The organism is Paenibacillus oleatilyticus (assembly GCF_018998565.1).
Taxonomy (GTDB): Bacteria; Bacillota; Bacilli; order Paenibacillales; family NBRC-103111; genus Paenibacillus_G; species Paenibacillus_G oleatilyticus.
This window is the reverse complement of sequence record NZ_JAHNZO010000002.1, coordinates 36,707-52,768: the sequence shown is the minus strand read 5'-3', so window position 1 is coordinate 52,768 and position 16,062 is coordinate 36,707. Positions and strand designations below refer to the sequence as shown.

Annotated in this window: 16 protein-coding genes; all 16 read right to left on the bottom strand. The window is 55.9% G+C overall.

What is annotated here, in order from left to right:
• Positions 1–36: 36 nt before the first annotated feature.
• The gene (locus KQX66_RS03475) at positions 37–558 is read right to left on the bottom strand and encodes a GNAT family N-acetyltransferase (RefSeq protein WP_216790466.1); all 522 of its coding nucleotides are present in this window, start codon (positions 556–558) and stop codon (positions 37–39) included.
• A gap of 52 nt (positions 559–610) precedes the next feature.
• A complete protein-coding gene (locus tag KQX66_RS03470; RefSeq protein ID WP_216789818.1) occupies positions 611–1,726 on the bottom strand; it encodes a GerAB/ArcD/ProY family transporter in 1,116 nt (371 codons plus the stop codon).
• Positions 1,727–1,735: 9 nt separating this feature from the next.
• A complete protein-coding gene (locus KQX66_RS03465; RefSeq protein WP_216789815.1) occupies positions 1,736–2,830 on the bottom strand; it encodes a GerAB/ArcD/ProY family transporter in 1,095 nt (364 codons plus the stop codon).
• A 39-nt stretch (positions 2,831–2,869) separates the two neighbouring features.
• Positions 2,870–3,100, bottom strand: coding sequence for a hypothetical protein (locus KQX66_RS03460; protein ID WP_216789813.1), 231 nt, complete (start codon positions 3,098–3,100; stop codon positions 2,870–2,872).
• 15 nt (positions 3,101–3,115) lie between these two features.
• Positions 3,116–4,321, bottom strand: a complete 1,206-nt coding sequence (locus KQX66_RS03455) for a Ger(x)C family spore germination protein (protein WP_216789811.1) — start codon at positions 4,319–4,321, stop codon at positions 3,116–3,118.
• Positions 4,318–5,955, bottom strand: a complete 1,638-nt coding sequence (locus KQX66_RS03450) for a spore germination protein (protein ID WP_216789809.1) — start codon at positions 5,953–5,955, stop codon at positions 4,318–4,320. The genes KQX66_RS03455 and KQX66_RS03450 overlap by 4 nt, the downstream gene beginning before the upstream one ends.
• 247 nt (positions 5,956–6,202) lie before the next feature.
• On the bottom strand, positions 6,203–6,583 hold the full coding sequence (locus tag KQX66_RS03445) for a hypothetical protein (RefSeq protein ID WP_216789807.1): 381 nt from the start codon (positions 6,581–6,583) through the stop codon (positions 6,203–6,205).
• Positions 6,584–6,637: 54 nt separating this feature from the next.
• Entirely contained in the window at positions 6,638–7,498 is an 861-nt protein-coding gene (gene bioC, locus KQX66_RS03440; RefSeq protein ID WP_216789804.1) for a malonyl-ACP O-methyltransferase BioC, read from the bottom strand.
• Complete coding sequence (locus KQX66_RS03435) at positions 7,461–8,321, bottom strand: alpha/beta hydrolase (protein ID WP_216789802.1); 861 nt, start codon at positions 8,319–8,321, stop codon at positions 7,461–7,463. The genes bioC and KQX66_RS03435 overlap by 38 nt, the downstream gene beginning before the upstream one ends.
• On the bottom strand, positions 8,318–9,496 hold the full coding sequence (gene bioF / locus KQX66_RS03430) for an 8-amino-7-oxononanoate synthase (RefSeq protein ID WP_216789800.1): 1,179 nt from the start codon (positions 9,494–9,496) through the stop codon (positions 8,318–8,320). The genes KQX66_RS03435 and bioF overlap by 4 nt, the downstream gene beginning before the upstream one ends.
• Positions 9,497–9,508: 12 nt before the next feature.
• Positions 9,509–10,534, bottom strand: coding sequence for a biotin synthase BioB (bioB, locus tag KQX66_RS03425; protein ID WP_284439779.1), 1,026 nt, complete (start codon positions 10,532–10,534; stop codon positions 9,509–9,511).
• Between the two features lie 18 nt (positions 10,535–10,552).
• The gene (bioD, locus tag KQX66_RS03420; RefSeq protein ID WP_216789797.1) at positions 10,553–11,332 is read right to left on the bottom strand and encodes a dethiobiotin synthase; all 780 of its coding nucleotides are present in this window, start codon (positions 11,330–11,332) and stop codon (positions 10,553–10,555) included.
• Positions 11,329–12,696 (bottom strand): adenosylmethionine--8-amino-7-oxononanoate transaminase, encoded by a 1,368-nt coding sequence (bioA, locus tag KQX66_RS03415; RefSeq protein WP_216789794.1) that lies wholly within the window; start codon positions 12,694–12,696, stop codon positions 11,329–11,331. The genes bioD and bioA overlap by 4 nt, the downstream gene beginning before the upstream one ends.
• A 195-nt stretch (positions 12,697–12,891) precedes the next feature.
• A complete protein-coding gene (locus KQX66_RS03410; protein ID WP_216789792.1) occupies positions 12,892–14,307 on the bottom strand; it encodes an amino acid permease in 1,416 nt (471 codons plus the stop codon).
• A gap of 456 nt (positions 14,308–14,763) precedes the next feature.
• On the bottom strand, positions 14,764–15,585 hold the full coding sequence (locus KQX66_RS03405) for a GNAT family N-acetyltransferase (protein ID WP_216789790.1): 822 nt from the start codon (positions 15,583–15,585) through the stop codon (positions 14,764–14,766).
• 102 nt (positions 15,586–15,687) lie between these two features.
• Positions 15,688–16,047 carry a VOC family protein gene (locus KQX66_RS03400; RefSeq protein WP_216789788.1) on the bottom strand — a complete coding sequence of 120 codons (360 nt, stop codon included), beginning with the start codon at positions 16,045–16,047 and terminating at the stop codon, positions 15,688–15,690.
• Between the last annotated feature and the right edge of the window lie 15 nt (positions 16,048–16,062).

The following is a 16,062-nucleotide window of genomic DNA, read 5'->3' as shown; positions in this document are numbered from 1 at the left end:
CAATGCCGCGTCTATTCAAAATGGTTTCATGCTGCTTCATTCGCCGCCACGCTCTTCATATTCCCGCTCCAGCATGGACATGACGATCAGCGATTCGTACCCGCCGTTCGTGCGGATGCATTCCCTCAGCGTTCCTTCCGTCTTAAAGCCCGACGATTCGTAAAGCTGCTTCGCTCTTGCGTTGTGCTCCTTGACATCCAGCCACAAGCGGTGAGCCTTCAAGTGCTTGAACGCATGGTTCTGAACGAACCGGATCGACGCTTTGCCGTACCCCCGCCCCTGGTCGGCAATTGTGATACGGACCAGCTCGATACAGCGGTTCGGACTCGTCAATCCGGCGAGAATAAGATAGCCGACAGGCCTGCCGTCCGGCGTTTCGACGAGGAGATGCAGCTTATCGCTGCTGTGTATGGTTTCCCGGTGCTGCTCCGGGGTCCAGGAAATGATAAATGGCGTATTCGCGGGATGCTGCTCCGTCGTTAATACAAACTCCAAGTCCTCCTCAGCGGTCCTACGAAATTGAAGCGAAGCGAAGCTTATCGGTACATTTGAGAGCATGTGCAGCCACCTTCCTTGGTATCTGCTCCCATTATAACGAATCGTCTGCGCTTTACCTACCATTTTTTGCATGACGCTTCGCTCCTCGGCCCCTAAACTTCGCTACCAGCAGCAGAACCGCCGGCCACAAGGCGAACGTCAACGAAAATACCGGCCACACCTTATAATCCCACGCCTGCTCGTAGCCGACATTCGGATAAATGAGCAGCGCAAAAGGTACAAGGCACAGGCCCATCGGCAAATTGAGCGAGCGGTATTCGTCCACCCGAATCATCTGGGCCAAGCCCGTTACGGCAGCGTAGTAAATGAGCACCGCTTGATAAAATATAGCGAGCAGCCATAACAAGACAAACAGCGCTTCGATGCGTTCAAAAAAATGACCGATGCTGATTTTCATCGTCAGGTTATAGGTCGGATACAGCTCGATGGACGTCCGGTCGGGACCTAGCACCATGACCGTCAATGCGGTTACGGCCGTCAAAATCGCGCCCGAGCTTAGTACGGAGGTGTAGAGCGCTTTACCGCACGCTTCGGGACGGCTTACGTGCTTCGGATAAATCATCAGCAATGAAACCCACGGAAAGTAAGCGAAGCTTAAGAATGTGAACGAAGCCCGCGATAGCGGTCCGGGCCCCGCTTCCATTACCGGCAGCAGATTCCCGGTCTGGGCTTCCGGCAGCAGCGATAACATGACGATGACAAGCGCGAACATAAAGATCAGAACAGACGTCTCCGCAGACCGCGCCAAAGCCCCTAGCCCCAGATGCGTCCCATACAGCATGACGGCAGCATAGAGGATCATCAATACCGGCCTCGGAGTTTCGATGAACAGATTGGTCGTCAGGAAGTTGCCGACGTACCAGATTAAAGCAGCCGCGGAGTAAAAGTTGAAAAAGAGGTAGGCGAGCATAAACATACGGCCTGCCGTTTTTCCAAGCAGATGCGTGCTAAGCTCCGTCAACGTCTTGTCCGGGAACCGTCCCGCCAAGGCATTATACAGCGCGGCGAGCGCCAGCCCTCCCAAGGTGCCCAAAGCGGCGCCCAGCCAGGCATCCTGCTTCAGCTCGTCGGCCAGTCCCGATGAGATGACGAGCAGCGTAGAGCCTAACGAGAACAAGATCGTCAGGACCTTAAATTGATATACCGAGATTTGCCGTTGACCGTCCATACCTTCACCTCATCTCTTCCCGGGCGACCTGCGCAGCCAAGCCGCTCCGAGCATTAGCAAAGGGAGAAACAATCCGAAGGTGAGCGTGTAAGGCGTCCAGATCTTCGTCGCAAAAAGGTCAAAGTACGGCCGATTCGGAACGAACACCAGAGCCAGCACCATTAAAATCATGGCGAGCGGCAGCGTAACCGGCCGGAATCTCGGCAGCTTCACGATCTGGGCTATCCCATAGGAGGCGGCATAGTAGCAGACGGATATTTTGACAAAAACGGTAATAAACCAAAGAAACGCCATAATGGCTTCGATCCGCTCAAAAAACTTGCCGACGGCAACCTTCTGCGCCAGCACATAGCTCGGATAGGCCAACAATGCGGTCATATCGCTGCCCATCACCAGAATGGAAACCGTGGAAAACACGGTAAGAACGATCGTGCCGACAACCAGTCCCGTCGCAAAAGCTTTTGCCCCCTTGCCCGGATTACGGACCAAAGGAAACAGCATGAGCAGGATGACGCTTTCCTCCAGATTCCCGAAAAATCTTAAATTTCCTTCCATAATCGGTTTCAAGCCCTTGCCCAACACCGGCTGGGCATGCTCCAGCTTGATCTGCGGAGAAATAAACAAGATCAACATCAAGTAAAGCAGCACAAACGAAGGAAACACCAATTCGGACGAGCGAACCAGCGTAACCGCCCCATGCCGCACACCGAGTACGATAACGCCGGTGAACAGCAGAATGACGACCTCGATCGGGGTCTCCGGCATCATCTGCGTCGTGATGAAGTCCCCGATTTCATACAACATGAGAGAAACATCAACCAGAATAAAACTGACGAAAGAGCAGGCTGCTGCCGTTCCCGCCCATCGGCCCAGGACGGAGCGGCATAGATCGATCAGCGTCGCCGGAAAGTGGCGTTTGGCCAACGTCGTATACAGCCAAGCGATCGCCAAGCCCTCGATGCATCCGACAGCGGCTGCCAGCCAGGCATCCTGCTTGGCGGAAGAAGCCAGCCACGAAGGCACGTACAACAGCGCATCCCCGACAACAAATAAAATCACAAGCAGCGTAAATTGATGGGTATCGATCTTGTCGTTATCGAACATACGGTTCCACCTGCCATTTCTTCGACAGACGATATGGGCTTAAGCCGAACTTCCGTAGATGAGATTGCTCAGCGGCTTATACAGCGCGGAAATCCAATCCAGCGGATTGGGGATGTTGAGCCGCAGCACTTCCGCTATCCCCAGACTTGTTCCGACGAGACACAGCAGGAAAAACGTCCACAGCTCTCTTTTCAGCTTTCGCTCCATCAAGGAACGCCATTCGATAGCAACAATCGCAGCAGCGGCCAATAAGACGAGCAGCACCTTCATGACGAACGCTCCTCCTCATTTCATTTTGTCGATGAACGATTGTCCCACCTTGCCCGTTCTGCGCAGTTTGACGTCGATCCGGGTCTCTACTTTGGCACTCATGAAATACCGGTTCCAATCGTCCTTTAACCGATTCCAATTCCGTGGATCGTACCGGTGAATCGCCTCGCCGAATCCGAAGATGTCGGAGCGGCTGCTCTGCCGGGCTTTGCGGACCGCCTGTTGGATGAAACCTTCAATTTTCCGCTCCGCCTTGCGCTCCAACGCATAGATCGTCTCCGGCTTGGACAAATCTTCCTTGCACGATACTTCTCCCACATTGCCCTCGGACTCGACTTCGACGGTTATCACCGGTTCACCGCGGGGCGCGCTGCCTTTTAGGTTCGTATGGCTTCGAAGAATTTCAATCGTCGCCCTTCCTCCCGAATCGCACGGAACATCCGTCACCGTAGCGTCGACACGGTTCGTAATATAACTGAAGCCCCGGCTTTCATCCTCATTCAACCAGCCGACCAGCCTGTCGTTCTTGAACACCCCAATGCTGGAAAACCGGAAATTGCTGCGGGGATTGACGGTTTTCAAATTCGCATCCGTCTGGCCTTGGCGAGGATCTCCGTTTAATTGCAAACCGGTCATTACTCCTTCCTTGCCTACTTTCATCAGATCCGTAATAAACTCGTCCAACGTTATGGCAATGGTGGGAGACCAGTTTTTTTCGGAGATTTCCAAGCTTTTCAGCAAGGCGGTGGCCGGCGACTGCTCGATCGGTACGATCTGGCTCATGACTTCCCTGGCTTCGACGCCTTTGGTCACGATAAGGAAAAAATCCGGCCGAATTTCATGGTCGCGCACAAACAGATCTAGGATATCCCGTAGCCCTTCTCGCGCAAGCGTTTCGCTAAATACAAGGACCCGGATATGAGCAAAATACAGCTTGCGGGGAAGCTTGGTCGTCAAACGGCGAAAGCCTTCAAAGACCGAATCCGCCTTTATATACTGCGTCGTCACCGGTAGACTTGAGCCGCCCCCGCCTCCCGAAGCTTCACTCCCCGCTTGCCCCATGTTGAGCACTTGGAGCGACAACAAGTATTGGTTATCGACCCTATCGATGCCTACGCCTGTAACGATCGCCAGCTCGTTTAACTCGCGGCGGCTCCAGCAGCCCGTGGTCAGGACGAGCAGCAGGCATAAAATGCAAACCAACGACACGTTGCGTTTCATGGGTTGCCTCTCCTGCCCTCCCGCTGATGATGCGCATCCGGCTCAGACGGGACCGTATTTTGCCGCGCCGGATTCGGACTCTGCATCAGGACCGGCCGTCTTCGCATCGCGGACAACGGGAACCGGAATATGGCGTCTTTCTTGTCGTTAGGAATATACGGGGCAAAAGGCGCCATATAAGGAACTCCGAACGAACGCAGACTGCACAAATGCAGGTTAAGCACAATCAGTCCGATAAATACGCCGAAAAGGCCGAAGGATGCGGCCAATCCCATCAGGACGAAGCGCAAAATCCGGATCGGAATGGACATCGCGAACGAAGGAAAGGCAAAGCTGGCAATGGCCGTTATCGATACGACGATGACCATCGCCGGGGATACCAGACCGGCCCTGACCGACGCCTCCCCCAGCACAAGCGCCCCTACGATGGAAATCGCGGGGCCGATCGCTCTGGGCATCCGGATGCCCGCCTCGCGGAGAAGCTCGAACGTAAACTCCATCAGGAACGCTTCGATGGCGGCCGGAAACGGCACCCTTTCCCGCTGTGTCGCGATACTGGTCATCAGCGTGGTCGGCAGCATCTCTTGATGAAAGGTCGTAATGGAAATAAATAAAGCGGGAGCGAGCAGCGCAATCATCAGGGAGATGTATCGGAGAATGCGAATAATCCCGTAATCCGACCGGTGATAGTAATCTTCGGGAGACTGAAAAAATTGGGCGAATACGACCGGCACGACCAGAACGAACGGTGTTCCGTCCACAACGATCGCCACCCGGCCCTCCAAAAGATTCGCCGCGACCGAGTCGGGGCGTTCCGTATTGTACAGCGTCGGAAACGGGGTAATCGTTTTCTCTTGAATCAGCTCCTCGATATTCCCGCTCTCAAAAATACCGTCGATATCAATGCGGTCCAGCCTGCTGCGCACTTCCTCAACCGTGCTGTCGTTGGCGATACCCTTGATGTACATCAAAGCGACTTTCGTCTTCGTCACCCGGCCGATCGATCGGGACTCGATCCAGAGCTTCGGGTCTTTGATTTTGCGCCGGATTAAGGCAATGTTGGTACCCAGACATTCCGAGAACGATTCCCGGGGCCCGCGCACAACGGATTGCACGGATGCCTCTTGGACGCCGCGGTCTTCCCAGCCCTTCGTATCGGCGGACAACCCTTTGGCGAACCCATCGATCAGAATGATCATATTGCCCGACAGCAGGTTGTCGAACAGCGCGTGAAAATCGTCGATTTCCGTTACCGAACTGAGCGTTAAGGTAAAATCTTCAAGCATTTGCAGCGGAGTCCCTGTGCCCCCGGTTCCGTCCAAATCTCGGAATAGCGCCGGATCGCGAGCATGCAGCATGAACGACTCCAGAAACCGGGTAATGATTTCTTTGTCCGTCAGCCCATCGGTATGAATGACCGCCGCCTTCGTCGTACCTGAAGCTCCGATGCGAATCGTCCGTATGATCAGATCCGGGCTGTTTCCCGTTGCCGACCGAATATGCTCTAAATTAAGCTCAAGGTCCGGACTTAACGGCGCGGCTTCCTGCGGAGTAGAGCTGGCTCCATCGGCCTCCCATTTTCCAGCGGCGCTGCGTCCGGCCCCTCCGGTTCTTGTTGATTTGAAGAAACGCATCCTCCGTCACCTGCATTTTGTTATGGCTCTGGTTCTACTGATACATTGCTCAAATTTGGTAACATGTATTCATTTGGCCGATGGAACCGAATAAACGTTCTCTTGCCTTGAACTTCCAAAATACGGTACACTAAGTCCTAGTGGATCGAATGGCCGAAAGGTCCGTCGAGCCATCAAAAAAAGGCCTGTGGGAAAGCATCCCCGGCCTTTTTTTTCGTTATTATATGTCTAACCCTGCATTATATGTCTAACCCTGCGCCTTAACCGACAGCTTCCGCAGCAGAACCTCTCCTTCGGTCTTGAACGTTTGATTCGCCTCCAGAAACGCTTCGACTTCGTTCAGCTTCGCCGGCCGGTACCCCGGTCCGCCGCAGCCGCAGGAATGATAGCTGAAGCCGTGAGCATACAGCGTTTCAACTTTTTTCCATTGCTTGATATCCTTCTGCTTTGGCGCTTGAAAGTCGTGTCCCATATTATTCATGACTTCCCCGCATTGCGGACATTTGTATTGTCTGTTCGCCACTTCGATTTTGCTCAGTTCATCATCGGACGTTTGCTTGAACACTTTGCGGCACGAAAAACAAGCGTAAATATTTTTGTATGGGCCATACATCGCATAGCGGCACATCGCCATCCACCTCCGGTAACTTCGTTTCCATTTTATCGTTTCCAGGAAACTTTGTCATGAGGGAACTTCCGCTTGGAGCAAAAGAAGCTGGTACGTGGCTGAAATCCCTTCCGGGGCCGGAAACCGTTTTTCGTATTCCCGGAACATGCCGGCGAATAAGGAGCGCCAGCCAAGACCGCGCGGAGCGTCCGCCGCCGATGCGCTGGCTCCCGTCGCTTTGACCGAGTGCAGAAATTCGCTGACGGAGGCATAGCCTTCGGTCCGGATGGCACACTCATCTCGAACGTCCGCAAAGCCCGCATGTTGAAGCAGGGTCCGCCACTCGCCGGCAGAAAGAAACGGAAGGCCGTGCCGCTGCGGCTCCAAACCGCGGGAGCGGTAAACGGCGGCAAACGATTCGTGCAGCTCGCGGAACGTCTCCGGACCGAAGGTCGTGAACGCCAATAAGCCGCCAGGACGCAGCAGCCGCCGCAAATGCCGCAGCGTTTCCTGCGGGCGACCCAGCCATTGAAAGCAAGCGCTCGATACGATCAGATCGAACGACAACGGCTCCGCTTGGACGGCCCACGCTTCGGCATCCGCCAGATGGAAGCTTACGGGGAGCCGTTGGCTCTCGGCGGCCGATGACGCCTTGGACCGGATGCGCCGTTCCGCCGCTTCCAGCATGGCCGGAGCGATATCCAGCGCGGTGATGACCGCATCCGGCCAATCGCGCAGCAAAATCTCGGTCAACAGGCCGGTGCCGCAGCCGATTTCCAGCAGATGCGGCCGTGCTTCGCCGGCTCCCTGCTTCCGGCGGGCCAGCGACCTGCCGAGCTTGTCCGCCATGACGCGTTGAACGCGTGCGTGCGCGTCATAGGATGCCTTGGCGGAGCGGTCAAACCGGCGGCGAATCGAATGCAACCTGTGCTCCATGCCGCCACCTCCTTATCGCTTCGGCGATAGCGGCCTCGCGCCCAAGAAACGGGATATGCCCGCCGCCATCAACCGGCAGGATTTCTGCTTGCGGCAGCCGTTTATACAGCTCCTCCGCCGCACCGTACGGGCATACTTCGTCCTCTTTGCCGTGGACAAGAAGCGTCGGACAAGCAATCTCCGGCAATGCCGATACATGGTTCTCCGTCCGCAGAAGCTGGATGCCGGCGAGCAGCGCCGCGGTCGACCAGCTTCCTGCCGGGGGAAGCTGCGGGCCGAAGCCGGTTATCTTCTCCTCTTCCGAAAGCAGACGTTGGCGGAATCGGGCTTCAACCGCCAGACGATCCTTGGCGATTGCCGCCGCCATGTGCCGGAGAACGGCATCCGGCCAGCCGAGGTCCGATTCTTCCCGGGAGCGGACGAATCGGGCGGTTGCGCCGAAAAGCACAAGGCCGTCCGCGAACCCTCGGGCGGCGAGCCGCAGCGCAAGCAATCCGCCGAGGGACCAGCCGGCGATCAGGAGTTTTCCGCTTCTGCGGGAGGATACAAGGCTCGGAAGGGCGTCGTCTGTCCTGGTGAACCAAGCGATGGCAGCCCCTTCAGCCTGAGCCATCATCTGCTCCGGCGTTTTGGCGCAGTTCAACCTTACCGGGACATGAACGAATTCGGGCAGATACGATTGAAGCTCCGCGAATACCGTTTCCGGCATGCTCCACCCGGTCAGCCATAAGATAACGGCGCAGCGCTGCCCTGCCGTTGTATGCGTTCTGGCGGATGCTCGAAGCGCCGCTTTATTTGCGAAGATGCGAAGCGGGTCCGTCATTGCGCCAGCACCCCCAGCCGTAGAGCGACCCGTTCGATGCGGCTGGCGGCATCGGCCAGGTCGTCCGAGGTATGCGCAGCGGATAACGAAAAACGAATGCGCGCCGTTCCATCGGGGACCGTCGGGGGACGGACGGCAACGGCGGCGATGCCTTCCGCTTCCAGCGCAGAGCTGAAACGCAGGGCAGTCGCGTTGTCTCCGACGACAACCGGGACGATCGGCGAATCTCCGGGCCCGATTTGAAAGCCCGCCATGCGCAACGACGATCGGAACTGCCGACTGGACGCGGCAAGCCGTTGGCGCCGGTGGCGTTCCGTTTGCACCAGATTCAGCGCTTCCGTAATCCCGGCTATGACGGACGGGGGCAGTGCCGTCGAGTAGATGACCGGCCTTGCCTTATTGACCAGCCAACGGATGAGCGTACGGCTGCCGGAAACGTAGGCACCGTAGACGCCGAACGCTTTGCTGAAGGTTCCCACATGCACGTCCACGCCGCTTTGCAGCCCCAGCGCATGACACAGCCCTTCGCCGCGGGGCCCATAGACCCCACCGCTATGGGCTTCGTCGACCATGAGGATGGCTCCATACTCTCGCTTCAGTGTAACAAGCTCGGCCAACGGTGCCTGGTCGCCGTCCATCGAAAAGACCGCGTCCGTGACGATCAGCTTGCGTCCTGCATCGCGGTGCTTGTGCAATAACAGGCGCAAATGCTCCATGTCGTTGTGGCGGTACCGGGCGTGCTCGGCGCGGCTTAGCCCAATGCCGTCCACGATGCTCGCGTGATTCAGCCGGTCGCTGAACACGACATCTCCGCGGCCTGCAAGCGCCTGTATGACGCCGAGGTTCGCCATATAGCCGTTGGCAAAAACAAGCGCGGCCTCGCTCTGCTGCCAAGCGGCGAGAGCATCTTCCAATCGGCCGTAGGGAGGCCGGTTGCCGGTGATCAAACGCGACGCGCCGGAACCGGTTCCCTCGGCGAGAAGCGCTTGTGTCATGGCGGCAGCAATAGCCGGATGGCGGGCCAGACCGAGGTAATCGTTGGACGACAGGTCAAGCAGCGTTTTTTGTCCGCGCTGCACGTAACCTTGGTGGCCGGATACCGTGACGCTGATCTGCAGCGAACGGTTTAACGAACGATCTTCCAGCTTCCGAAGCTCGTCTTCGATCCATTTCATGCCGTCACCGCCTTAAAGAGCACATTGTTCAATCTCGAAGCCCAAATCCTCGATCATTTGATAATCAGCCGCAGCCTCCTGCCCTTTCGTCGTTAAATAATCGCCGACGAACAGCGAATTCGCGGCGTACAAGCCAAGCGGCTGCAGCGTCCGGAGATTGACCTCGCGGCCGCCCGCCACGCGGATTTCCTTGGACGGGCAGATCAACCGGAACAGCGCCAGCACCTTGAGCGCCTTCATCGCGGGAGTCCGCCCTGCTTGTTCCAGCGGAGTCCCCGGAATGGCGTTCAAGAAGTTGACCGGAATCGAGTCGGCTTCCAGCTCCCGAAGCGCGTAAGCCATCTCCACGATTTCGCGGTTCGTCTCGCCCATGCCGATAATAACGCCGGAGCAAGGGGACAAGCCGTAGCGTTTCACCTTTTCCACGCTCTCGACCCGTTGATCGTAGGTATGGGTTGTCGTGATGGAAGGGTAGTTGGTCCTGCTCGTGTTCAAATTATGGTTGTAGCGATGTACGCCCGCTTCCGCGAGGCGTTCGGCTTGCTCATCCTTCAGAAGGCCGAGGCACGCGCAAATTTTGAGCGGCATCGTCGCGCGGATTTCCTTCACCGCTTCAATGACCTGATCCAATTCTTTGTCCGTCGGGCCTTTGCCGGACGCGACGATGCAGTAGGTTCCCGCTTGACGGGCCATCGCTTCGCGCGCGCCGGCCAGCAGCGTGGCTTTTTCCAGCAGCGGGTACTTGGCGATTGGCGCGGAGGATACGATGGATTGGGCGCAGTAGCCGCAGTCCTCGGGGCAAAGGCCGCTTTTGGCGTTAATAATCATGTTCAGCTTGACTTTCTTGCCGTAAAAATGTTTGCGTATCCGAAAAACGGCCTGCAGCAGCGGCAGCACTTCGTCGTTGTCGGCCTCCAGTACGGCGAGCCCTTCTTCGACGGACAAGCGTTCTCCCTCCAGCGCCTTTTGAGCCAGTGCCTGCCAATCCGCAGCCGTTTCGGATATTTCGGGTATTCCGGGCATTCCGGTTGCCTTCATCCTCATCTCCCTCTCCTCCTACGAATTTATTGCGTTTTCCACTATTTGTCGGACCGGCGAAATGTCGATATGCTGCTTCACGGCTTGCACGAGTCTCTCCATCGTGGCTTCGCCGCTTACCCACGGGAACCGTCCCAGCACGCGGAGGCTGCCGTAGCGCTCAATCAGCTCCGCATTCCAAGCGGTGCTCGGGTCGTTGCGCGATATCGCGTGATCTACCTCGTTCATCACGACGCCTGCTACGGGAATGCCCCGCTGCCGCAGCACCGCTGCAGTTAACAGCGTATGGTTGACCGTGCCCAGGCCGCAGCGGGCGACGATCAGCGCCGGAACGCCAAGCTCCGCGATGAGATCCGCCACGAGAGCGTCGGAGGTTAACGGCACGGCAGCGCCCCCTGCCCCTTCGATCAGCAGGGCGTCGTACCGTTCGGCCAACGGTTCCCCTGCCGCCAGAAGCCCGGCCATCGTCAAGTTTACACCGGCGTGCACGGCGGCAAGCGCCGGAGCCAGCGGAGCTGCAAACGTAAACGGCGCGACCTGTTCCGGATGGTCGGAAATATCGGTGCCGCGCAGCAGCCGTTCGGCATCTGTGATACCTTTGCCAAGAAGCCCCCCGCTCTGGACCGGCTTCCAGACGCCGACGTTCTGCCCTTCGCTGCGAAGCGCGGCGGCGATGGCCGCCGTAATCACCGTCTTGCCGACGCCGGTATCCGTGCCCGTGACGAATATTCCGCGCCAGCACTTCCGGCCAGGCAGCTTCTCACCGCTGTGAGAAGACGACACGTGTGCCCCGGTCACGCTCCCCAGCCTTCCTCGGTGACGTCATAGATCGCAGCCGCCAAAATGTCCGTCATCGCATCAAGCTCCGCTTCCGTACTGGCGAGAGGCGGGATCAAAACAACAACGTTGCCGAGCGGGCGGGTCAGCATGCCGAGCTCTCGCGCCCGCATGCTGACGCGGACGCCGATGCGGTCCGTCCAGGCATAAGGCTCGCGGGACTTTTTTTCCCGGACAAGCTCGATCCCGATCATCAGGCCTTGCTGCCGGATTTCGCCGACATGCGACCAATCGGCAAGCAGTGCCAATTTCTTCGCCGCAAATGCGGCCTTTGCATTTACCGTATGTATCATCTTCCGTTCTTCGAGAAGACGGAGGCTGGCCAGCGCGACGGCGCAGCCGAGCGGATTGCCGGTATATGAGTGACCGTGAAAAAACGTCTTTTGCTTGGAGTAATCGGCGTAAAACGCAGCGTAGATCTCGTCGGTAGCCAGCGTCGCAGCCAGCGGCAGATAGCCGCCGGTTAACCCTTTGCCGACGACCATCAAGTCGGGCGAGACGCCCTCCAAATCGCAGGCGAACATCGCACCGGTGCGGCCGAAGCCTGTCGCCACCTCGTCGGCGATCAGCAGCACGTCGTGCTTGCGGCACAGCGCGGCAATCTCGCGCAAGCATCCTTGCGGCATGACGATGATGCCGCCTGCTCCCTGCACGATTGGCTCCACAAGGAGCGCCGCAATCTCGTCCGCCCGCGACTCCAACAGCTCCCGCAGCGCGGACAGCGTTGCTTCCATCGCCGCGGAAGCCCCGCCTGGAGTGCGGTAAGCGTAAGGATACGGAATGACGTAAGAGGAAAACAGCAGCGGCCGGAAGACGTCGTGGTAAAGCGGAATCGCACCGACGCTCACGGCGCCGAGCGTGTCCCCATGGTAAGCCTGGTTCATCGTAATAAATTTCGTTTTGCGGCTGATCCCCCGGTTGTGCCAATACTGGAACGCCATCTTGAGCGCAATCTCCACGCCGGTCGCGCCGGCATCGGAATAAAACACCTTCGTCAGCCGTTCCGGAGCGATACGTACCAGGTTCGCGGCGAGCTCGATCGCCGGCACATTGGCCATGCCGAGCAGAGTCGAGTGAGCGACTTTCGCCAGTTGGGACGTTACCGCTTCGTTCAACTCGGGAACGTTGTGTCCGTGTACGTTGAGCCAGACCGACGAAAACCCGTCATAGTAAGCGCATCCCCGAACATCGTAAAGCAAGATGCCTTCGCCCCGTTCGATGATGAGAGGCTCGCTTTTAACATAGTCCTTCATCTGTGTAAACGGATGCCATAAGTACGCCTTATTCCAAGCCGCCAGCTCTTCGCAGGTTGTCGCCGTTTCCATCACCGATCACCGCCCCTATCGTATTTTATTGTTAACCTAAATTAATTATAACCGGTTAACAATTCGATCCTATTCTAGCAAACCGATTCCCTCGTGTAAAGCGAGAGACTCGTGCCGGCTGTAGTCCCGGCAAAAGAAAAGACCTATGGAAGGTATTCTTCCATAGGTCTTACGGGGCTTCGTAGCCAAGCCCTTTTATAAGCTTTTCCCCGTCTGCTCTTGCTTCGGGTGTTTGTGCCGGTAAAACAAATAGTGAACCAAATAACAAATGATCGTAAACGGGATTCCGTAGTAAAGAGCGATTTTCTGCTCCTGGTCGAAGGCTAGCCCGACCAGCGCAACGATACATAGGATGATCGCGAAAATAGGCACAAAAGGAAACAGCCGGACCCTGTATTTCAGATCGTGAACACTGTTCCCTTCGGCAATAAAACGGCGGCGGAACACATATTGCGATAAGGCAACCCCCATCCAAACCATAATTCCGGCGAATCCGGATATCCCGGTCAGCCACAAAAATACGGTATCCGGAGCCACAACGCTTGAAATCAAGGCGAGCGACGCAATAACGGCGCTGACGATAAGCGCCCGAAACGGCACGCCTTGAGGGGTCAGCTTGCTTAAGTAAGGACTGGCCATATTGCTTTTGGAGAGCGCCCACAGCATACGCGAGGACGCATACAGCCCGGAGTTGCTCGCCGAGAGCAGAGCCGTCAAAATAACAAAATTCATAATATCGGCGGCAAAAGGAATGCCCATTTTATCGAAAACAAGCACAAACGGACTGTCCGTCAGACCGGCCTCCTGCCACGGAATCAACGAACCGAGAACAAAGACCGACGCCACGAATAAAAATAAAATTCTCCAAATCGTATTTCTCGTCGCCCTCGGAACCGATTCTTCGGGATTTTCGCTCTCTCCCGCGGCAATGCCGATAAGCTCCGTCCCCTGATAGCTGAAATTGACGGCGACCATGGTCATGAATACGGGAATAAATCCGTTGGGGAACAGCCCTCCGTCATGGGCGAAGCCTGAGCGGATCGGAGCCGCATTCAGCCCCTCGAAAGGCATCAGTCCCACAATAGCGGCCAGTCCTAACAAGATGAACAGCATGATCGTCGTCACTTTAATGCCGGAGAACCAGAACTCGGATTCGGCAAAAAGACTTGCGGAAAAGGCGTTTAACAGGAACATCAGCACAATGAACAACGAGATCCACACCCATGAGGGCACGTCCGGGAACCATCGGGTCATCAGAATCCCCGCGCCGACCCATTCCGAGCCGACGGCGACAATCCAGTTGATCCAATACAACCAGCCGATCGTAAACCCGGTAGCCGGACCTATAAACTTGGTGGTATAGGCCTGAAAAGAACCCGTCACCGGCATCACGACCGCCAGCTCGGCCAAACACAGCATAACCAGATACATCAGAAGTCCGCCGGCCAAATAGGCCAAGACGACACCACCCGGCCCGGCTTGATTGATCAAATACCCCGTGCTGACAAACAAGCCCGTACCGATGGCCCCGCCCAGCGAAATCATAAACATATGCCGGCTTTTCATGGAACGCTTCAGACGGTTGTCCTTCTCCTCGATTGCATTAGCCATATAACAATACCCCACTTCCAATAATGTCATTTTCTAGTAAACGCTTACAATTATTCTGTTAAAATGGCCGTTTCCCAAGACTCCCCTCCGCAATCATCCTTTGCTAAAAATAAAAAACTTAGCATGTCCGGACATTTCTCCTTCACGCCAAGCTCTTTTCTATAGACTATAAGCTAAACAGAGCTATGAAACTAAATTTTGTAATTTTTTCCTATTATACTATAATTCATCATTAAGTCAATAATTTGTATATCCCTAACGCCGCTTCGGCTTGTTTTTAGTCGTGAAGTCATGCATTATTGTACATTCGACAACATTCGCGCTTTTCCTTTTTTCCAATGTATGGACTCCGCGATTTTTGTAGGCCGGAAAATCTACTTATTGCCGATTGAAGACATGAAAAAAGAGGAAGCCTTCGGTTTCACCGAAACTCCCTCTTCCTCGCTTGCGGAAAAGCTAAAATTCGAATTCGTACACTTTCGACTTCTCCTTCAGCACGAAACCGCATTTGTTCGCCAGCGCAATGGACGCCTCATTCTCCTCATCCGTCGTCCAATGAGGCACCAAGCCATTGCGTACGCAATGATCGAGATAAGCGAAAGTAACCGCCGCTCCGAGCCCCTTCTGCCGGTCCTCTTCCTCATAGGTGCGAACGACAAGGTCATGCCCGTTCCCGTACACATAGCCGGAGAAGCAGACGCTCTGTACAATCCCGTCTTTCAACACGCAATAGCCGAACCCTTTGTCCATAAAGTCGCCGATCGAATTCCAGAATTCGTTCAAGTCTTCAAGAACGAAGTCATTTTCCGGATCGTTTAAGAGTTCGGCATCGAGCGGCCTAACCTGAATGCGGCTTTCCGCCTGCTCCTGCCTGAGCTTCGAATAGCGGTCGGCCGAAAATTCAAATGCCAAATCTTCGCCCTCAATCAATTCGTAGCCCGTTAACGCTTCGTTTAACACCTTGTCCCAGGCTTCGTCCGCAACCGCAATAGTGAACCAGGTGCCCCCGATGATATCCAAGGAATCCTGTCTTATTTTCCGGTCCATATACGAATTCAAATGAGCGGTAAATTTGGAATTGCGGCTATCCCCAACGAAAAAAGCGATGCTCGCAATCGCCCAAATCATGGCCGTTCTCGGGCGCTCGGGATCGTCGACGAAAATTTTGCCTTTGTTGCTGCCTGCCACGATGCTCATCAGCGCGACATTCGTCTGATCCTCCTCCGATAACAGAGGCGTTATTTTCGAATATTCGTTTACATCCAGTTCTACAATCACGTTCGGTTCCTCCCCCTAATTTCCAGTCGTCTCCTATCTACTGTAGACGATCTCAGCGAGAATAGGTTGCCGGAACGGGCAGGATTAAATCGTTATAACGATTTAATCGGCTTGGACATGAGCAAGGATGTTGACAAGCTTGCCGAACGGGTCCCGGACAAAGAAGCGCCGAACGCCCCACGGCTCGTTCATCGGGCCGTATTCGACCGTAAATCCGGCTCTCTTCACGCGTTCAAGCGCAGCCTCGACATCGTCGACTTCGATGGATAGATCGGGCGTGGGCGTGCCGGAGCCTCCTTCTGAAGCAAAGCTGATTTGAACGCTCATCTCCTCGTTCGAGCCATAGGTGGCGATCCAGCCATGGTCCATTAATAGATCGAGGCCGAGTACGTCGTGATAAAAGCTTTTGGCTTCCTCGATCTTCCGGGTGTCAATATTGGCAACGATTCGTCTAACCTTCATATTCCAACCTCCATC

Coding starts and splice junctions, on each gene's coding strand:
- bioF (WP_216789800.1), bottom strand. CDS start 9,496: ATGAAATGGATCGAAGACGAGCTTCGGAAGCTGGAAGATCGTTCGTTA.
- KQX66_RS03450 (WP_216789809.1), bottom strand. CDS start 5,955: ATGCGTTTCTTCAAATCAACAAGAACCGGAGGGGCCGGACGCAGCGCC.
- KQX66_RS03455 (WP_216789811.1), bottom strand. CDS start 4,321: ATGAAACGCAACGTGTCGTTGGTTTGCATTTTATGCCTGCTGCTCGTC.
- bioB (WP_284439779.1), bottom strand. CDS start 10,534: ATGAAGGCAACCGGAATGCCCGGAATACCCGAAATATCCGAAACGGCT.
- KQX66_RS03460 (WP_216789813.1), bottom strand. CDS start 3,100: ATGAAGGTGCTGCTCGTCTTATTGGCCGCTGCTGCGATTGTTGCTATC.
- bioC (WP_216789804.1), bottom strand. CDS start 7,498: ATGGAGCACAGGTTGCATTCGATTCGCCGCCGGTTTGACCGCTCCGCC.
- KQX66_RS03445 (WP_216789807.1), bottom strand. CDS start 6,583: ATGTGCCGCTATGCGATGTATGGCCCATACAAAAATATTTACGCTTGT.
- KQX66_RS03475 (WP_216790466.1), bottom strand. CDS start 558: ATGCTCTCAAATGTACCGATAAGCTTCGCTTCGCTTCAATTTCGTAGG.
- KQX66_RS03400 (WP_216789788.1), bottom strand. CDS start 16,047: ATGAAGGTTAGACGAATCGTTGCCAATATTGACACCCGGAAGATCGAG.
- KQX66_RS03470 (WP_216789818.1), bottom strand. CDS start 1,726: ATGGACGGTCAACGGCAAATCTCGGTATATCAATTTAAGGTCCTGACG.
- KQX66_RS03435 (WP_216789802.1), bottom strand. CDS start 8,321: ATGACGGACCCGCTTCGCATCTTCGCAAATAAAGCGGCGCTTCGAGCA.
- KQX66_RS03410 (WP_216789792.1), bottom strand. CDS start 14,307: ATGGCTAATGCAATCGAGGAGAAGGACAACCGTCTGAAGCGTTCCATG.
- bioA (WP_216789794.1), bottom strand. CDS start 12,696: ATGGAAACGGCGACAACCTGCGAAGAGCTGGCGGCTTGGAATAAGGCG.
- KQX66_RS03465 (WP_216789815.1), bottom strand. CDS start 2,830: ATGTTCGATAACGACAAGATCGATACCCATCAATTTACGCTGCTTGTG.